This window comes from Streptomyces flavotricini (genome assembly GCF_020639365.1).
GTDB lineage: Bacteria > Actinomycetota > Actinomycetes > Streptomycetales > Streptomycetaceae > Streptomyces > Streptomyces flavotricini.
Genome location: NZ_JAINUL010000001.1, coordinates 17,578 through 32,688 on the forward strand (window position 1 = coordinate 17,578; position 15,111 = coordinate 32,688).

At 68.6% G+C, this 15,111-nt stretch carries 11 protein-coding genes, 1 tRNA gene and 4 pseudogenes; 11 read left to right on the forward strand and 5 right to left on the reverse strand.

Annotated elements, in window-relative coordinates; all coding sequences use genetic code 11:
- The first annotated feature begins 3 nt into the window (after positions 1 to 3).
- The 4 genes from K7B10_RS00040 to K7B10_RS00055 all read left to right on the forward strand — a co-directional run bounded on the left by K7B10_RS00040 (position 4) and on the right by K7B10_RS00055 (position 1,845).
- The gene (locus tag K7B10_RS00040) at positions 4 to 252 is read left to right on the forward strand and encodes a hypothetical protein (RefSeq protein WP_229333895.1); all 249 of its coding nucleotides are present in this window, start codon (positions 4 to 6) and stop codon (positions 250 to 252) included.
- A gap of 192 nt (positions 253 to 444) precedes the next feature.
- A complete protein-coding gene (locus tag K7B10_RS00045; RefSeq protein ID WP_229333896.1) occupies positions 445 to 636 on the forward strand; it encodes a hypothetical protein in 192 nt (63 codons plus the stop codon).
- Positions 637 to 1,308: 672 nt separating this feature from the next.
- The gene (locus K7B10_RS00050) at positions 1,309 to 1,491 is read left to right on the forward strand and encodes a hypothetical protein (protein ID WP_229333897.1); all 183 of its coding nucleotides are present in this window, start codon (positions 1,309 to 1,311) and stop codon (positions 1,489 to 1,491) included.
- A 277-nt stretch (positions 1,492 to 1,768) separates the two neighbouring features.
- A tRNA-Met gene (locus K7B10_RS00055) sits at positions 1,769 to 1,845 on the forward strand.
- 98 nt (positions 1,846 to 1,943) lie between these two features.
- Here the strand turns inward: K7B10_RS00055 and K7B10_RS00060 are convergent.
- On the reverse strand, positions 1,944 to 2,771 hold the full coding sequence (locus K7B10_RS00060) for a DUF8636 domain-containing protein (RefSeq protein ID WP_229333898.1): 828 nt from the start codon (positions 2,769 to 2,771) through the stop codon (positions 1,944 to 1,946).
- 537 nt (positions 2,772 to 3,308) lie between these two features.
- Between K7B10_RS00060 and K7B10_RS00065 the strand changes: the two genes are divergently transcribed.
- The 4 genes and pseudogenes from K7B10_RS00065 to K7B10_RS00080 form a co-directional block, all read left to right on the forward strand.
- A complete protein-coding gene (locus tag K7B10_RS00065) occupies positions 3,309 to 3,638 on the forward strand; it encodes a trypco2 family protein (RefSeq protein ID WP_229333899.1) in 330 nt (109 codons plus the stop codon).
- A gap of 56 nt (positions 3,639 to 3,694) precedes the next feature.
- Positions 3,695 to 7,030 carry a tetratricopeptide repeat-containing serine protease family protein gene (locus K7B10_RS00070; protein WP_229333900.1) on the forward strand — a complete coding sequence of 1,112 codons (3,336 nt, stop codon included), beginning with the start codon at positions 3,695 to 3,697 and terminating at the stop codon, positions 7,028 to 7,030.
- A gap of 216 nt (positions 7,031 to 7,246) precedes the next feature.
- Positions 7,247 to 7,527: pseudogene (locus K7B10_RS00075) on the forward strand (helix-turn-helix domain-containing protein); the annotation flags it as partial.
- A 3-nt stretch (positions 7,528 to 7,530) separates the two neighbouring features.
- Positions 7,531 to 7,989: pseudogene (locus K7B10_RS00080) on the forward strand (transposase); the annotation flags it as partial.
- 107 nt (positions 7,990 to 8,096) lie between these two features.
- Here K7B10_RS00080 and K7B10_RS00085 read toward each other — a convergent pair.
- Positions 8,097 to 9,302, reverse strand: a complete 1,206-nt coding sequence (locus K7B10_RS00085; RefSeq protein WP_229333903.1) for an SNIPE associated domain-containing protein — start codon at positions 9,300 to 9,302, stop codon at positions 8,097 to 8,099.
- Between the two features lie 947 nt (positions 9,303 to 10,249).
- On the opposite strand from K7B10_RS00085, the gene K7B10_RS00090 reads away from it, so the two are divergent.
- On the forward strand, positions 10,250 to 11,851 hold the full coding sequence (locus tag K7B10_RS00090; RefSeq protein WP_229333904.1) for an ISL3 family transposase: 1,602 nt from the start codon (positions 10,250 to 10,252) through the stop codon (positions 11,849 to 11,851).
- 8 nt (positions 11,852 to 11,859) lie between these two features.
- Here the strand turns inward: K7B10_RS00090 and K7B10_RS00095 are convergent, their stop codons facing one another.
- Complete coding sequence (locus K7B10_RS00095; RefSeq protein ID WP_229333905.1) at positions 11,860 to 12,126, reverse strand: hypothetical protein; 267 nt, start codon at positions 12,124 to 12,126, stop codon at positions 11,860 to 11,862.
- Positions 12,127 to 12,323: 197 nt separating this feature from the next.
- Here K7B10_RS00095 and K7B10_RS00100 point away from each other — a divergent pair, with 197 nt between their 5' ends.
- Positions 12,324 to 12,743, forward strand: a complete 420-nt coding sequence (locus K7B10_RS00100) for a DUF5959 family protein (RefSeq protein WP_229333906.1) — start codon at positions 12,324 to 12,326, stop codon at positions 12,741 to 12,743.
- A gap of 30 nt (positions 12,744 to 12,773) precedes the next feature.
- On the opposite strand, the pseudogene K7B10_RS00105 reads toward K7B10_RS00100, so the two are convergent.
- Positions 12,774 to 12,902 (reverse strand): annotated as a pseudogene (locus K7B10_RS00105) (IS21-like element helper ATPase IstB); the annotation flags it as partial.
- Positions 12,903 to 13,458: 556 nt separating this feature from the next.
- Here K7B10_RS00105 and K7B10_RS00110 point away from each other — a divergent pair.
- Positions 13,459 to 14,222: pseudogene (locus K7B10_RS00110) on the forward strand (transposase).
- A 56-nt stretch (positions 14,223 to 14,278) separates the two neighbouring features.
- On the opposite strand, the gene K7B10_RS00115 reads toward K7B10_RS00110, so the two are convergent.
- Positions 14,279 to 15,088, reverse strand: coding sequence for a hypothetical protein (locus tag K7B10_RS00115; protein WP_229333907.1), 810 nt, complete (start codon positions 15,086 to 15,088; stop codon positions 14,279 to 14,281).
- Between the last annotated feature and the right edge of the window lie 23 nt (positions 15,089 to 15,111).

Genomic DNA, 15,111 nt, shown 5'->3' on the forward strand with positions numbered 1-15,111 from the left:
CGCGTGACCCTGACCACGTCTGTGGTCGGTGGGGGATGGAAGGGCGTTGCCATACTCGACAGTCCCATGTCGGCGTCCGACTGGGAAGGCTTTGACTTCCTGATGCAGCTCGATCCGGTCTTCACTCTGCGCTTCGCGGACGACAGTACCGTGTGGGTCGACGTTATCGCCGAAGGGGCCGACGAACCTCTCGTCCTCAGCCCCTTCGAATCGGGTGAACCCGCCGGCTCCCGGGCAGGATCGGAGTTGTAGTCAGCACGCTCGAAGCCTCCTGCAGTGCAGCCCGGTCGGGCCAGGGCGGCGGTCAGGTCAGGTCAGGTCAGGTCAGGTCAGGTCAGGGAATCCTGACGAGCGATGGCGTTTTCCGTGAACCGGTACGCCCGGCAGGCCTGGGCGTACGGCCGGCGGGGGTGACCGGCGGGGCCGGCGGCCGTTGTTGCGGGTATGGACGAGCCGCTGGACCTGCTGGACACGCTCCTCGACGGAGTGAGCGAGCCACGGCTGAAACTGATCAGCTCCGACGAGGCGCGCGCCCTGATCGTGCTCCTCGGGCTGCTCGAAGAAGGCGAGCAGCCCGAGGACGTACGCCGGGCCGCGGGCGACATGCGATTCCGCCTCGGATCCCGCCTCGCCTGACCAGCATCCCGCCGTACCGCGGCATGCCTGACAGGCGGCTGCCCGGGTCGTGGCAGCCGGATCCGTGCGGAGCGCTCCACGCCGTTCAGCAGACGCCGCGGAGAGGCATGGCCGGATGCGTGTCTCTGCGCGTCGGTTCTCACTGTTCCCCGCGGCTCCTTGCAAGGCGTCGCGGCTGGGGGCGGTTCGCCTGGGTCCAGTCGGCGAACCACCAGGCTGCGGTGACAATGGCGGCCCAGAGCAGGCCTTGCAGCACGGCTTGTGGCCACGTGGCCGACTCACCCCACCGCTCGACTCCCGTCAGCGCCCCCCAGGCCACCACGAGGACCACGGCCGTACGTACACGTCGATGCTTGAACATGCGCACAACCTGCCCCGGGGCGCCGAAGGCCAACAGAGATCAGTACGGCATTGTCAGATGAGGCCGTGGTGAAAAAGTGCGTTGGTCCCCTCGCTGGCCGCGTAGAGCCACGGATCCCGGTCAGGTGCGCGAGTGAGCGACCGACGACGTGAACGGAGGCGGAAACCGCCGTCGCAGGCTTGCTCACCGCCGCGATCGAGGACTCAGACGACGCCGTCCGAGAGAGCGCCCTCAACGCCATCTGTAACGCCTTCGAATGCAGAGACCTGTCGCTCCACCTGGTCGCCGGGCTGGCACCGTGCCTCCACACGATGACCGCACCCCTTCTCGAGCACGCCCTCGGCATTCTCGGCTCCACCCGTGACCCCGACGCCTACCCGATGATCGAGCCCTACCGACAACACCCCGTGGACTACGTCCGCGAAGCCGCCGTCATGGCGCTCGCAGACCTGTCCGCCCAGAACACTCCCGCAGTGACGGACCGCAACTCTTGAAGATTCCTCGGCACCTCGCGCACGGGCCGACCTGGGCGGGTGCGCAGGTCAGTACGGGCTGTCTCACGGGCGGCCCTCCGCCCCTTCAGCTTGGTCCGCTGGAGGGGCGGTCGTGGAAGTCCGAGACACTCCCTGGTCCGTTCCCGAGGAGTACGGGCTGACCACTGTCAGGGACAAAGCGGCGGACCCGGGACGCTGCGGGTTGAACGGGAGCGCCTCACCGTCCGGATACTCGGCCGGAAGCGTGGGGCCAGTGCCGTAGGGTGGTGTTCACCAACGCGGGGTGGAGCAGCTCGGTAGCTCGCTGGGCTCATAACCCAGAGGTCGCAGGTTCAAATCCTGTCCCCGCTACCAACGCAACAGCCCCCTCGACCACCAGGTCGAGGGGGCTGTTCGCATTCAACGCCCGCGTGTGCCGTGGAGACGGCCGGGTGCATGCGAATCGGGCGGTTCTACTCGCCGGGCCGCACCTTCACGATCTTGATGTCCGTGGCGCCCTCCGCCTCGAGATCTGCCTTGCGGTGTTCGGCGCTGGGCTGGTCGTAGCTCACCGTGGACACCATGGTCTTGCCGTCGCGCGCGCGTACCCACTTCACCCGGTAGTTGACCATCGGTACGCTCCCTCGTCCGCTCCGCACTCGTCGGCCCGGATCAGCAGGCCATGTCTTTGCATCCGGTACGGACATCCGCCCGCCCCAGGTCGACCGGATCTCATCCAACAACTTCGGGTAGTGCTCTCCGTGCGTGTTCAGCGCATGCCACACCGCATCCAGAGCTGCTTTGAGCGGGTCGGGTTCGGCAGCAGCGAGTACGGCGGGGAGAGCGAAATGCGGCTGTGAGATGGGCCCACGGACCTGCGGTGTGCTGGCAGGGAACACGAGCTCGGTGAACACCATCGGTGCCTGGCTGCCCGGTAGCCGGTCAAGCTCGTAGCTCGTCTCCCCGTCGCTCTCTTCTGCGGTCTTGACCCACATCAACCCTGCCGGCGGCTGGGGAAAGTACGGCCGCCGCTGGGGCGGTACTGCCCCGAGAACATCCGGGCCCGGTTCGAGAGGGGTGGACCGCAGAGCCTCCCGCATCCGGGCCGCGTCGTCGAAAGGGGGCGGTAGCGGATGCCCCTGCGTCAACGCGGCGAGCGCCTCAGCGACCCACGGCACATCGGTCAGGCCCGCCACCTCGCAGGCCCGCTGAGCGGCGAGCACCGCCACGGCACGCTGGACGTCGGAATCCGCGGCGCCGAGGTCGTGGACCAGGTCACTGTCGAAGTCGAGCAGCCCCAAGACGTTGCTCTCGCGGACACGGCGCAGCGACTCACTCGGCAGTCTTCCGCCCCACCGCCACCTCTCGTAGTGCAGCTGCGGATCCTCCGTGACCCCTACCCCATCTGAGACCAGCTTGTGCACAACGCCCCCCGTTCGGGACGGCCTCTGAAATCCCTATCGGATCTGCCGTCACGTCTCCCGCATCATGCCGCAGGCCACTGACACACCCGGGACACGCGCCGGGGTGACGCCGCCGGCGCTCGTTCATGTCCGGCCGCCGTGGCTCTCGCGTACGGTAACCACCGCCCACCTACTGACGCCGACTGGCCACAACGCCGTTCAGATCGGCTCACCTTGACTAGCGCAGAGAAGCCACGCTCCGACACCTGGGGACGGCACCCCGGGTGTACCGGCCCGAGGCCGGTGGACCCGGGCCCGGGCGGGGGAAGATCACGCTCTGCGCCGCGGCGGCACGAGGATTGGCCTGCGGCGGCGGTGGGAAGTGGGCCGGTATGCACCCCTGCGCAAGGGCAGGGGCCAAGGGAGGGAACTGGCATGAGCAGCACGGACGGTACGGGCGGGGAGTGGATGGACCTGGCGGATGCGATCACGCTGCTGCGCGATCAGATCGCCGAGTCTCAGCGCCGCATCACCGACCCCACGGGCAGGGGTGACAAGGGTGTGCGGTTCACGATGGGGGAGATCACCCTGGACCTCGGCCTGGAGCTGACCGGCACTAAGGGCGTCAACGGTGGGCTGAAGTGGAGCGTGATCAGCCTTGGCGGGAAGAAGGAGAGCGGCACCAAAGCCACCCACACCCTGCATGTGAAGCTGACCCCCCAGCAGACCGGCGGTGGCGACGTCGAAGTCGGCGACGAGGAGTAACCCGCCTTCGGGGCGGGGGCCAGGGGGCAAGGGCAGGAGATAGAGGGGGAGCATTCGTGGAGTTCGACCGCCGGGTGCAGATCCGGGTGGCATGCAAGGGCAAGGACACCAAGGGGTTTGGGACGGGATACCTGGTCACACCCAGGCTGGTCCTGACCGCCGACCACGTCCTGGACGATTCGGACCCGGACGGCGGGCCGGGCGCGGTGACGGTGTGTCGGCCCGATCACAGCGAGCGGGAATACCCGGCGAGCGTGCGCTGGCGCCAGCGCGACGGCGAGGTCGACGCCGCGCTATTGGAGATCGACGCCGAATGCCACTGGCCGGTCCCCGAGTCCCTGTCCGACCTGATCGCCAGGCCGCCCCAGCGCTACGGGCGCTTGATCGGCACCCGCTCCCACCAGGTGTCCCTGGCCGGCTTCCCCCGCCTGCAGAAGGACGCCGGGCGAGGCCGCTTGGACGAGCACCTGGAGGGCCGGATCACCCCGGGCACCGGGGCGCTGGCCGGCCGCTATGAGGTCACCAGCACCACCCCGGTGCCCGCTGGCGCGCCCGCCCCGGGCGGCACCCGCTGGTCCGGCATCTCCGGCGCGGCTGTCCTGGCCGACGACGGACACGGCGGCGACCTGCTGTGCGGCATCGTCCGCCACGACCGCCAAGCCGACGGCGGCACCCGCCTCACCGCCACCCCCGTCAGCCACCTCCTCACCGACCGGGACGGCCAACCCTCCGAATTCCGCCGCCTCATCGTCCGGCACACCGGATGGGAGCCGGTCCTCGAACCCGTCGAACCCGCCCCTCTCCTCAAACCAGCCACCGCCGACCGCGACCTCCACTCACCTGCCGCCCTCCTGCGCGCCGACACCGAAGCCGTCGCCTTCCACGGCCGCGACCGCGAACTCGCTGACCTGCGCACCTGGTGCACCACCGACTCCGCGAGAATCGCGATCCGCGTGATCACCGGCCCCGGCGGCCAGGGCAAGACTCGCCTCGCCCGCCACCTCACCGACACCCTCAGCCGCCAAGGCTGGGTGGCTGGACACCTGCGCTCCGATCTCACCGACCACGACACCGCACCCGACCCTGCCCCCCTCACCACCGCCCTGCCCCTCCTCCTGGTCGTTGACTACGCCGAGACCCGCCCCCGCCTGCTGCGCCGCCTGGTCACCCACCTACACACCACCCGCCACCGCGTTCGCCTGCTCCTGCTCGCCCGCTCCGACGGCGAATGGCGCACCGACACCCTCAGCGCCACCGCCCCCGTGCGCCGCCTGCTCGCCTCGGCCCCCGTGGTCCCGCTCGGCCCGCTCCAGCCCGCCGCCCCGACCACCCGCGACCGTAGCGAGGCCTTCCGCAACGCCGCCCGCGACCTGGCGCTCCTGCTGCCTCGTGTCCCCAGCCTCGCCGGCCACGACTGGACAGCCCTCGCCGGCACGCTGCGGCCCGTCGACGACCTGGCCCACCCCCGCTACGACAACGCCCTCACCTTGCAGATGACCGCCCTGGTCACCCTCCTCCAACACGGACCCAGCCCCGTCACCACCGCCCCCGGCGACCCCGCGGAGAAGATCCTGCTGGAACATGAGGAACGCTTCTGGAAGGACAGCGCCGACGCCTTCCAGCTCGGCCTCGATACCGCCACCCTCACGGCTGCTGTCGCGGTTGCCGCCCTGTGCGGCGCCGACAGCACCGATGCGGCCACCCGGGTCCTGACCGCCCTCCCTGCGGTGCCCGCCCCCAAGACCGCACGCACCGCAGCCTGGCTCGCACACCTGTACCCGGCCGACCCCGACCGCTACTGGGGCACCCTCCAACCCGACCGCATCGCCGAATACCACGCCAGCGGCGTGCTGATGAGAGGCGACATTGAGCTGCCCGCCCTCCTCACCGCCGCCGACCACAGCCAACAGGCCCAGAGCGTCACCGTCCTGACCCGCGCCGCCATCGCCCACTACAACGCCACCCGCACCACCGACACTGACTATCTACTCCACACCCTCGCCACCGCCTTCGACACCACTCCCCTCACCTACCAAGCTATCAATATCGCCACCGCCGCCCTCCCCTACCCGTCCCGCGTCCTGTCTCCCCTCGTCCTACGGCTCACCGCTGCCCTCGCCCAGGCCAACCGGCGGCTGGCGCACGCGGACCCTGCCGCGTTCGAACCCGACCTCGCCGCCTCGCTGTCCAACCTTGGTATCCGGCTGACGGAGGCGGGGCGCCGCCGTGAGGCTCTCGCCGCTGAGCAGGAGGCGGCGGAGGTCCGGCGCAGGCTGGCGCAGGCGCACCCTGCCGCGTTCGAACCCGACCTCGCCGCCTCGTTATCCAACCTCGGCGTCCAGCTGGCGCAGACGGGGCGCCGCCGTGAGGCCCTAGCCGCCACTGACGAGGCAGTAGGCATCTGCCGGCGGCTGGCGCAGGCGGACCCCGCTGCGTTCGAACCCGACCTCGCCCGCTCGCTGTCCAACCTGGGCATCCAGCTGGCGCAGACGGGGCGCCGCCGTGAGGCCCTCGCCGTCACCGAGGAGGCGGTGGAGATCCGGCGCAGGCTGGTGCAGGAGCACCCTGCCGCGTTCGAACCCGACCTCGCCGCCTCGCTGTCCAACCTGGGCCTCCGGCTGGCGGAGGCGGGGCGCCGCCGTGAGGCTCTCGCCGCTGAGCAGGAGGCGGTGGAGATCCGGCGCCGACTGGTGCAGGCGGACCCTGCCGCGTTCGAACCCGACCTCGCCACCTCGCTGCACAACCTCGGCAACCGGCCGGCGGAGGCGGGGCGCCGCGATGAGGCCCTGGCCGCCACCGAGGAGGCGGTGGAGATCCGGCGCAGGCTGGTACAGGAGCACCCTGCCGCGTTCGAACCCGACCTCGCCGCCTTGCTGTCCAACCTCGGCATCTGGCTGGCATACGCGGGGCGCCTCGATGAGGCCCTCGCCGCCGAGCAGGAAGCAGTAGGCATCTACCGGCGGCTGGCGCAGGCGGACCCCGCCGCCTTCGAACCCGACCTCGCCCACTCGCTGACCAACCTCGGCGGCCGGCTGTCGCAGGCAGGGCGCCTCGATGAGGCTCTCGCCGCCGAGCAGGAAGCAGTAGGCATCTACCGGCGGCTGGCGCAGGCGGACCCCGCCGCCTTCGAACCCGACCTCGCCCACTCGCTGACCGTCTGGGCCGTGCTCCTGACAGACGGAAGCGACCTCTCTTTGGCGCTCAGCCTCACAGGGGAAGCCGTGGAGTGCTACCGGCATCACATAGCCACAATGCCCTTCCTGCTTCCTCAGTTCCACATGGTGTTGGACCTCCAGGCATTCCTCCTGGAATCGCTCGGACGCCCGCAGGACGCGGCAGTGATCCGACGCTGGCTGGAGGAGAATCCACTGCCCCCCGATTCTCACAAGTGACCATTTGTACTAGTTCCGCGGGCGTCTGGAGCCCGCCTGATTTGTCTTGATCACCGTTCATAAAACATCTCTCAGAACTCCCGTGTTCTGAGATCGCCAAGCCGTCCAGCCTGCCGGGAGACTGGTGCCCGTGCTCTAGAGGGTGCAGGCGTCTATCCGCTGCTGTGTTACGGGCCCCCGACGGCCCGCGCGCTGCGCTCGCTCCGGTGCCTGGTCGGCAGTCGGCGTCCGGGCACCCGCGGCGGCGTGTTCCGACAGAAGATCACCGACGGTGACCGGATCCTCGCCACGATCCTCTACCGCCGTCGCATCTGCGGCCTCGACGCTCTATCCGAGCTGTTCGGAGTCTGCAGGAGCACCCTGTGGAACGCCATCCGCGACGTCCTGCCGGTCCTCGATGACCGTCGCATCGACATCGCCCCTGCCGGACACCGCCACCCCACCCAGCCGACCTTCTCACCTCGGTCGGCGCCGATAACCACCAGGTTGTTTCTTGACGACTTCACCTGACGAGAGCCTCGCTGCGGCTGTCGTCCGTGCGGGACCACCCGAAGCTGGTGCCAGCACTGAAGGCGATCTACACGGCGCCGACCGAGGCGGCCGCCGAGCAGGCCCTCGATGCCTTCGAGGCCTCTGAGCTGGGCGAACGCTACCGGGCGATCGTGCGGACCTGGCGGTCGGCCTGGCCGGAGTTCACGCCCTACCTGGCGTTCCCACCGGCCATAAGGACCGTGGTCTACTCCACGAACATGGTTGAATCGATCAACTCGCGGCTCCGCAAGGCCACCCGCAACCGCGGCCACTTCCCCTCGGAGCAGGCGGTGTTGAAGGTGCCCTACCTCGCAGTCTGCGAGCAGATCAACCCGAAAGCGCGCGACGCGAACCACGTCGCCGCACACTGGAAAGAGGCACTGAACCAGTTCTCACTCTTCTTCGAGGACCGGCTCAGCATCCAATGACACCAGACGACTTACACAAGATCGCTGACACGCCCCCATCCATCGCTCCTGAGCGCTGACAGCTGCCTGGTGGGATCACGGGTTAGCATTGGTCGCGCCTTGAGGCGTCAGCGTGACTTGCTGGCGCGCCACTCGAGGGCTTGCGGGGTTTCTGTGAACTCCACCAGGTGTTCTCCTGCGAAGCGTTCCAGTGCCGTGCGTACCTCAGCGGGAGTGATGTAGAAGAACTCTTTTCTGCTGTTGACGCGATTGACGCGTCGATCGGCAAACTCTTGGTGGAGGCGGGTCTCCAGGCCAACGGCGTCCTTGCTGAAGATCAGGGCATGAACGTCGAAGCGGAAGGGGACGGCGGCGCCGCTGAGTTCGTAGACGCGGTCGAGGGGTTCGAGGCGCCGGGTCATACCGATCTTGACAATGCTGTCGCCGAAGGCGCCGATGTTTGAGACAACGTAGACGTAGCCAGTGCGGACGTTGGCCGCCCGTGCGTCGACGTCGCTGAGTGCCTGCTGGATCTCGGCGAGTTTGGCTTCCATGTCACGTACTGCGTCGTGGTTGCCCTGAACTCGCAGGCGTTCCAGGGCAGCCTCGTAGTGATTGAGTTCCTTGTGGAGCTTGTCTCGCTCGCGGTCCAGCTCGCGCTGGGCGGCTGCCTCTTCGCGTTCGCGGGCACGTGCCTCGCGCTGGGCTTCCTTCTCCTCGTCCTTCTTCTGCAGGAAGTCGGCCGTCAGCTGCAGCTCGCGGACACGGGCGTCGTGGTAGGCGTCGGAGATGCGGATGTGCATGGTGGCACCGAGTCTGGCGATGGTCTCCCGGCTCTTGTAGAGGCGGTCGACCAGTGAAGTCAGGCGGTGAGGGCGCATGGCGCGGACGGCATAGTCGGCTTCTGCGTTATAGGCACGGAGCATCAGTTTGGAGAAGTCGCGGATCATCTTGCGACCTTCGCGCGCAGAGCCGTTGACAGTCCAGTCCGTGGCGGCCAAGACGGCCTGGTTGTTGCGTGCGAGGTCTTGTATCTCGGTTTTGAGTGAGTCCAGGCGGCTGCGGTAGGCGACTGCGTCCTGGAGCTGGTGGCGGTAGGCGTAAATGCCGGCTTGCTGCAGCAGGACGGTCTCGTCGGTGGTGACGAGCTGCGCGCGCAGCTCGGTCAGGCGGCTTTCGGCCTGGTAGATTTCATTGCGCTGCCGTTCGGCTTCGCTACGGGTATTCTCGGCGTCCTTGGCGGCCTGCTTGGCTTCGTTCTTGATGTCTTTGACGGTCTGGCGGGCTTCGTCGAGAATCGCCTCGGCCTGTTCCTGAGCCTGTGCCCGCAGCATGGCCGCTTCCTGGCGTGTGTGCTCCACCAGTGCGGCGACCTGGGCGGCGTCCGCACCGTGAGCCTGGGCGATCCACGCCCTCAGCTCCTCGAGTTCACCTGTCTGCTGGTGTCGCCAGCGCCCGAACCAGCCCCGCTTCCGGTCCGCTGGAGCCGCGGGCTGAGGGACGTACTGGTGGGGGACGGAGCCGGGGACCGAAACAGCCCCGGACAACTCAGAAAGCCACATCTGCCAGCCCGGCGGAGGCGGCGGCCACGAAGGGTCGGGCTGCCAGCCGGCCGGGGGAACCCATCCTTGGGGCAGAGGCCAGTTCGGCGGCGGGTTAAACCGGTATCCGCTCACGCTCACTCGTCCACTCCCCCGCCCTGGCACCGTCAGCTGGTGCACGCCCCACGCCTCCCGTGATCATGCCGCGCGGGCTACCTCAAGAGGGGCTGATTACGGAAAGCGGCGCAAAAAAGCACTATGGCCGGTCTGCAAGCGCCGGTACTTCGACGGTGGCCAGAGGCTGGGGACTGTCGTACTGGGTCGAAAGCCGGCCGACGGCCCCTTCGGCGGCCGAGGCCTTTGCGGTTCGTGGCATGGTCGGCGGACTACGGGACCACCGCCCGGATCCCGCACCGCCTCCACGACGAGCTCCCACCCGGCCCGGCGGGCCGGCCGCGCGGCGTGAGACCGACTCTCCCGCGGACATGGACGGCTCCTGCCCGGACTCCGCGCCCGTCGACGGGCGCAGCACGATCGGGGAGGTGTAACGGAAGACGACGCGGCCGTGCGCCTGGCGGTCACAGCCGAACACCGCCTGCCCGACCGCGTAGGTGACAACGGGCTCTGGTCCACTTTCTGTGGGCGCGTACGCAGCGTGACTGTTGATCTTCGATGGATGCCGTGCAATGTCGCCCGGAAATCGCCTGCGGTGAGTGGGGGCTGGCCAAGAGTGCTTCGGCGTGAACGAAGTACAGACAACGCTCGAAGAGGTGCTGCTCGCATCGGTTGAGGGCGTCCACGTGGTGGCGGTCGAGGTGGCGGAGGACGGTGTCCGGGTGGAGGCCCAGTCGACCATGGGCGGGGCGTCCTGCCCAAGCTGTGGACTGTGGTCAGTGCGAGTGCATGAGTCGTACCTGCGGTTTCCTCGTGATCTTCCGACCGCCGGCCAGCATGTGGTGTTGTCCTTGAGGGTCCGCCGGTTCTCCTGCACTGAGACTGCCTGCCCGCGGCGGACCTTTGCCGAGCAGATACCTGGTCTCACGCGCCGGTACGGAAGGCGAACCGAACGGCTGCGCTCGGCCCTCGCATCCGTCGGCCTTGCCTTGGCCGGCCGCGCCGGCGCCCGGATGGCCCATGTCTTCGGCGCACCGGTCAGCCGCAACACCCTCCTGCGGCTGATGACCTCACTGCCGGATCCTGAGGTAGCGGTGCCCCGCGTGGTGGGCGTCGACGAGTATGCCCAGCGCAGAGGCCGGATCTACGGCACCGTGCTCGTCGACGTCGAGACTCGTCGACCGGTGGACCTGCTGCCGGATCGCGAGGCCGACACGCTGGCAGCGTGGCTGGCGAAGCGGCCCGGCATCGAGATCATCTGCCGGGACCGTGCCGTCTTCTACGCCGAGGGCTCCACCCGCGGCGCCCCGCAAGCCCTCCAGGTCGCTGACCGGTGGCATCTGTGGCACAACCTCGGCCAGGCCACCGAGAAATGCGTCTACAGGCATCGCGGTTGCCTGCGGCCCGCACCGGTCCAACCGGCGGATCCGGACGAGGCAGAAGCGACGCCCGATTCACCCTCGCAGCCATGGCCTACGGGCCACCGGTTCGCCGAGCGCACCCGCGCCAAGCACGCGACCGTCTACGCGCTCCTGGCCGCCGGGCACAGCAAGCGGTCCATCGCCCGGCAACTCGGCATGGGTCACAGCACCGTCCTACGGTTCCCCGGCGCTGCCACGCCTGAGGCCCTGTTCACCGGGCAGTGGCAAAACCGCCGCACCGCACTCGACCCTTACAAGCCCTACCTCCATCAGCGCTGGCAAGACGGCTGCACCAACGCCTGGAAACTGTGGGAGGAGATCAAGGAGCAGGGCTACTCGCATGGTTACGCCAGCGTCCGCGACTACATCCGCTCCGTACTGCGGGGCAGCCCCCAGCCCATCGGCCCGCGGCCGCCGACGGCCCGCACCGTCACCCGATGGGTCCTCACCCACCCCGACGCGCTGCAGGAACCAGATCGTATCCAGCTCAAGACTGTCCTGGCCGCGTGCCCCGAACTCGATGTCCTGGCCGGGCACGTGCGCTCGTTCGCCCACATGCTCACCCAACTGGAAGGTCACCGGCTGCCTGAATGGATCGAAGCCGCCAGCACCCCCAACCTTCCCGCCCTCCAGTCGTTCGCACGCCACCTCGAACGCGACATGGACGCCGTCATCGCCGGCCTCTCACTGCCCTGGAACTCCGGAGTCGTCGAAGGTCATGTCAACCGGATCAAGATGCTGAAACGTCAGATGTTCGGCCGTGCAGGATTCGAACTGCTACGAAAGCGCGTCCTGCTCTACTCCTGAAAGCTTACTCAGGACGCGTCCTCGACCAGCCCGAATCCTTCCGGGAACCCTTCCAGGAACTCCCGCCGGGCCGGGTCGGGTTCGGCCCCGGCCATCGCCCTGACCAAATCGCTCAGCTCCTGCCGCTGATCAGCGGACAGTTGGCTGAACAGGTGGGCGACGCCCTCCAGGACCTTCACGGCATCGTCCGGGTCCATCTGCTCGTCTTCGCAGCCCTCGATGAACCACAGGGCGCCGACCAAGCCTCGGCCAAGGCGTGGGTCAGAGACGGACACGCGGGCATCACAGTGGCCTCCCAGCAGGTCAACAGCAGAGTCGGGCCATACCACCACACCCCACTGACATCACCGTCCGTGAGCCTCCACAGAATGTGGACCAGAGCCTGAGAGTCAGTAACACCCACCTCGGCGCCGTGCTTGCCGAGGAGCTCAGGAATGATTCCTCTGTTCGAGGTCGACCGAGAGAGGCTGTCATGGAAGACGAGCTGGGCGAGCTGATTCATCTGGCGGATCCGCCGGGGACGACTGGTCACGTTGTCTCTCTGCGTGTGTTGGAGCTTCCAGCTCCTGGCAGAGACTGCCTGGACTGCGAGTTCGTCGTCGAGACCGAGAGCGTCAAAGGCAGCTTCCCGGTCTATGTCACGGCCGATGACCTTGATGACTGGCAGGAGGCTCTTGAGGAGCTCGCCGCAGGTCGGTTCGTGTCGTGGCTGAACTCGGGGCGGACGGTCCAGTTCAAGATCAAGCCGCTGAGCCCTGGTGTGATCGGGGTGTCGGTCCATGACGGCCCGTCGTCGCAGGTGACGGTCAGCTTTCCCCTCTTCCCGGCGACCGGCTGGATCGGTGATCAGCGTGCGCGTCTCGAAAAGGTGCGGCGAGCGTTCGCTAGCTGACCGTCCCGACGTCGTTGGTGGTAAGCCGACAGCTGATTGTTCAGCGCGGGCGCGGGTGGTGGCGAGGCGGAAGGAGTCAGTGCCGGTCTCGATGATGTTGCCGCCGAAGGTGAGACGGTCGACGATGGCCGCGCAAAGGCGCGGGTCGGTAAACGTCTTGGCCCTCGAAGAACGCCTCCTGGCCGACCGAGGCAAAGATGCCATGCAGCTCCTGCCGCAGCCAGGGCCGCGGCGCCGCCGAACAGCCAGTCGGGTACGACGGCCGGGTCCTGGCAGCCCGGTGCGGCTGCGGTCACCCGGTATCGGGCCCACTCCTTGGCGGGTTTGCCCTTCTCTTTCCAGCGCACGACGTAGAGGCCGGGTTGGGCGTCGCACCGGATCCGGACCCTGGCGCTCACATGCCTGGATCCGTGCAGCACCACCGGCCGCGTGAACCCCGGGGACGGCAGCTCGACCATGCCGCCGTTGCCCATCTCCAGCCCGTCCTCGGCATGGAGTTCCCCGCCGGCCGGCACCGAGGGCACGTCCCAGGGCGACGCCGGCCACTGCGTATCTGCGGGGTAGCGCTCCTCCATGGACTCCGGCGGCCGCGCGGTCACCTGCCGCGCGCACTCCGCCCGCTCTGCCGCGTCGGCCGGCGCGGCCCGGATCCTGCCCCACAACCGGTCGATCTAAAGGTTGTTGCACAACGTCCGTGATGGGGCATTCCTCTTGCATGGGTGGGGTGTTGCGGGCTGAGGCATTGTGGGTGGAGACGTTCACTGGCTTGCGGATGGGCCGGTTCGAGAAGCTGGTGAAGGCGGTGCGGGGGCGGGGCGGGAACGGGCCCGGTGGAGGCCGTCCGTGGTGCCTGCCGTTGCCGGACCGGGTCCTGCTGGTGGCTGTGTACTACCGCACCATTCTCACGATGCGCCAGCTCGCCCCGCTCTTCGGGATCTCCCCGGCCACTGTCTGCCGGGTGATCAAGAGGCTGGGTGCACTGCTGGCGCTGGAGCCGGCCCCGCGGCCCGTCGCCGACGTCGAACGACTCTGGATCGTGGACAAAACCCTGATCCCAGTCCGCGACCGCACCGTCGCTGCGTCGTCCCGCAACTACCGGTTCTCGGCGAACGTGCAGGTCATCATCGACGCCGACAGCCGGCTGGTCATCGCGTCGGCTCGTCCGGCGCCGGGCAACAAGGCCGACGCCCACGTATGGCGGGAGTCGGACCTTCCGGCCGCGGCGGCCAGGACGACGGTCATCGCGGACGGCGCCTACCTCGGCACCGGGCTGATCGTCCCGCACCGCAAGCGAGCCGTACGCCCCCCCTCCTGCGCGGCCAGGAGGAAGACAACGCCGAACACCGACGCGTTCGCGCCCGCGTCGAGCACACCTTCGCCCGGATGAAGAACTGGAAGATCCTCCGCGACTGCCGCCAGAAAGGAGACGGCCTCCACCACGCCGTCACCACCATGCACAACCTCGCCATGACCCGGTGAAACAGCAGGTCAGACGCCATTCAGGCTTGCCCGAGACGGACCTTCTGCAACACCCTTTACTGATCTTTTCGTTGATTCAGTGGATGTGGCGGCGTTGTGGGTGGGAGGCTGTCGGGGTGTCCTACAAGTCTTCGTCTGGTGTGTCCGGTTCTCCTGTTCCTCCTTTGAAGCGGCCTGAGTTGGCGGAAGGCCGCGTACGGGTCGGGGGCGGGACCTGCGGCGCGAACCCCGGCCACGGGTGCAGGTGCGGCTCCCTGTGCGGCGGCGCCCTGCCCGGCGAGGAGGGCGGCCACCGCGCGGTCGACGCCGACGCCCTGGCCGTGCGTGGCCGTCAGGAAGGCGGCGACGTCGACACCGAGCTGGTCGAGGAGCGCCATCTTCGCGGCCATGTCCGGCCAGGCCGGGGAGGCCAGGATCGCGTCGCGCACCAGGCCGCCCGGCATCGTCTTCTTGAGCAGGTCCGCCCACCGGTCGGTGCCTTCCGCCTTCGTGCGGGCCGCGTTGGCCACCACGGCCTGGTGGACGGCGGCGGTCATGCGGCCCATCTGCGGCAGGAACGTGGAGAGGTCGACTCCGGCCTGGTGGAGGCCGACGAGCTGGCGGGCCAACCGCGGCCAGTCCGCCCCGGCCATCAGCTCGGCCAGGATGTCGTCGCCCAGGACGCCGCGCAGCTGGTCGGCCGACCAGCCCGGGGCCATCGTCTGAGCGTCCTCGCCAAGTTCCTCCTCCCGGCCGGTGATCCGTTTTTGGGTGGCGCGGCGGACGGCGTCGGTGATGGCCATCATCAGCCGGTAGGCCATCGCCGCGGTGTGCGCGGCTTCCCCGAGGGCTTCGGCGAACGGTTCGGGCTGGGGCGGGTACGTCATCGGCAGAAGGCTCCCTGGGGTGG

What these genes read in the sequence shown, in the direction of transcription:
- K7B10_RS00085 (WP_229333903.1), bottom strand. Translation starts at nt 9,302, where the DNA reads ATGCTGCGGGCACAGGCTCAGGAACAGGCCGAGGCGATTCTCGACGAA.
- K7B10_RS00100 (WP_229333906.1), top strand. Translation starts at nt 12,324, where the DNA reads ATGGAAGACGAGCTGGGCGAGCTGATTCATCTGGCGGATCCGCCGGGG.
- K7B10_RS00045 (WP_229333896.1), top strand. Translation starts at nt 445, where the DNA reads ATGGACGAGCCGCTGGACCTGCTGGACACGCTCCTCGACGGAGTGAGC.
- K7B10_RS00050 (WP_229333897.1), top strand. Translation starts at nt 1,309, where the DNA reads ATGACCGCACCCCTTCTCGAGCACGCCCTCGGCATTCTCGGCTCCACC.
- K7B10_RS00065 (WP_229333899.1), top strand. Translation starts at nt 3,309, where the DNA reads ATGAGCAGCACGGACGGTACGGGCGGGGAGTGGATGGACCTGGCGGAT.
- K7B10_RS00115 (WP_229333907.1), bottom strand. Translation starts at nt 15,088, where the DNA reads ATGACGTACCCGCCCCAGCCCGAACCGTTCGCCGAAGCCCTCGGGGAA.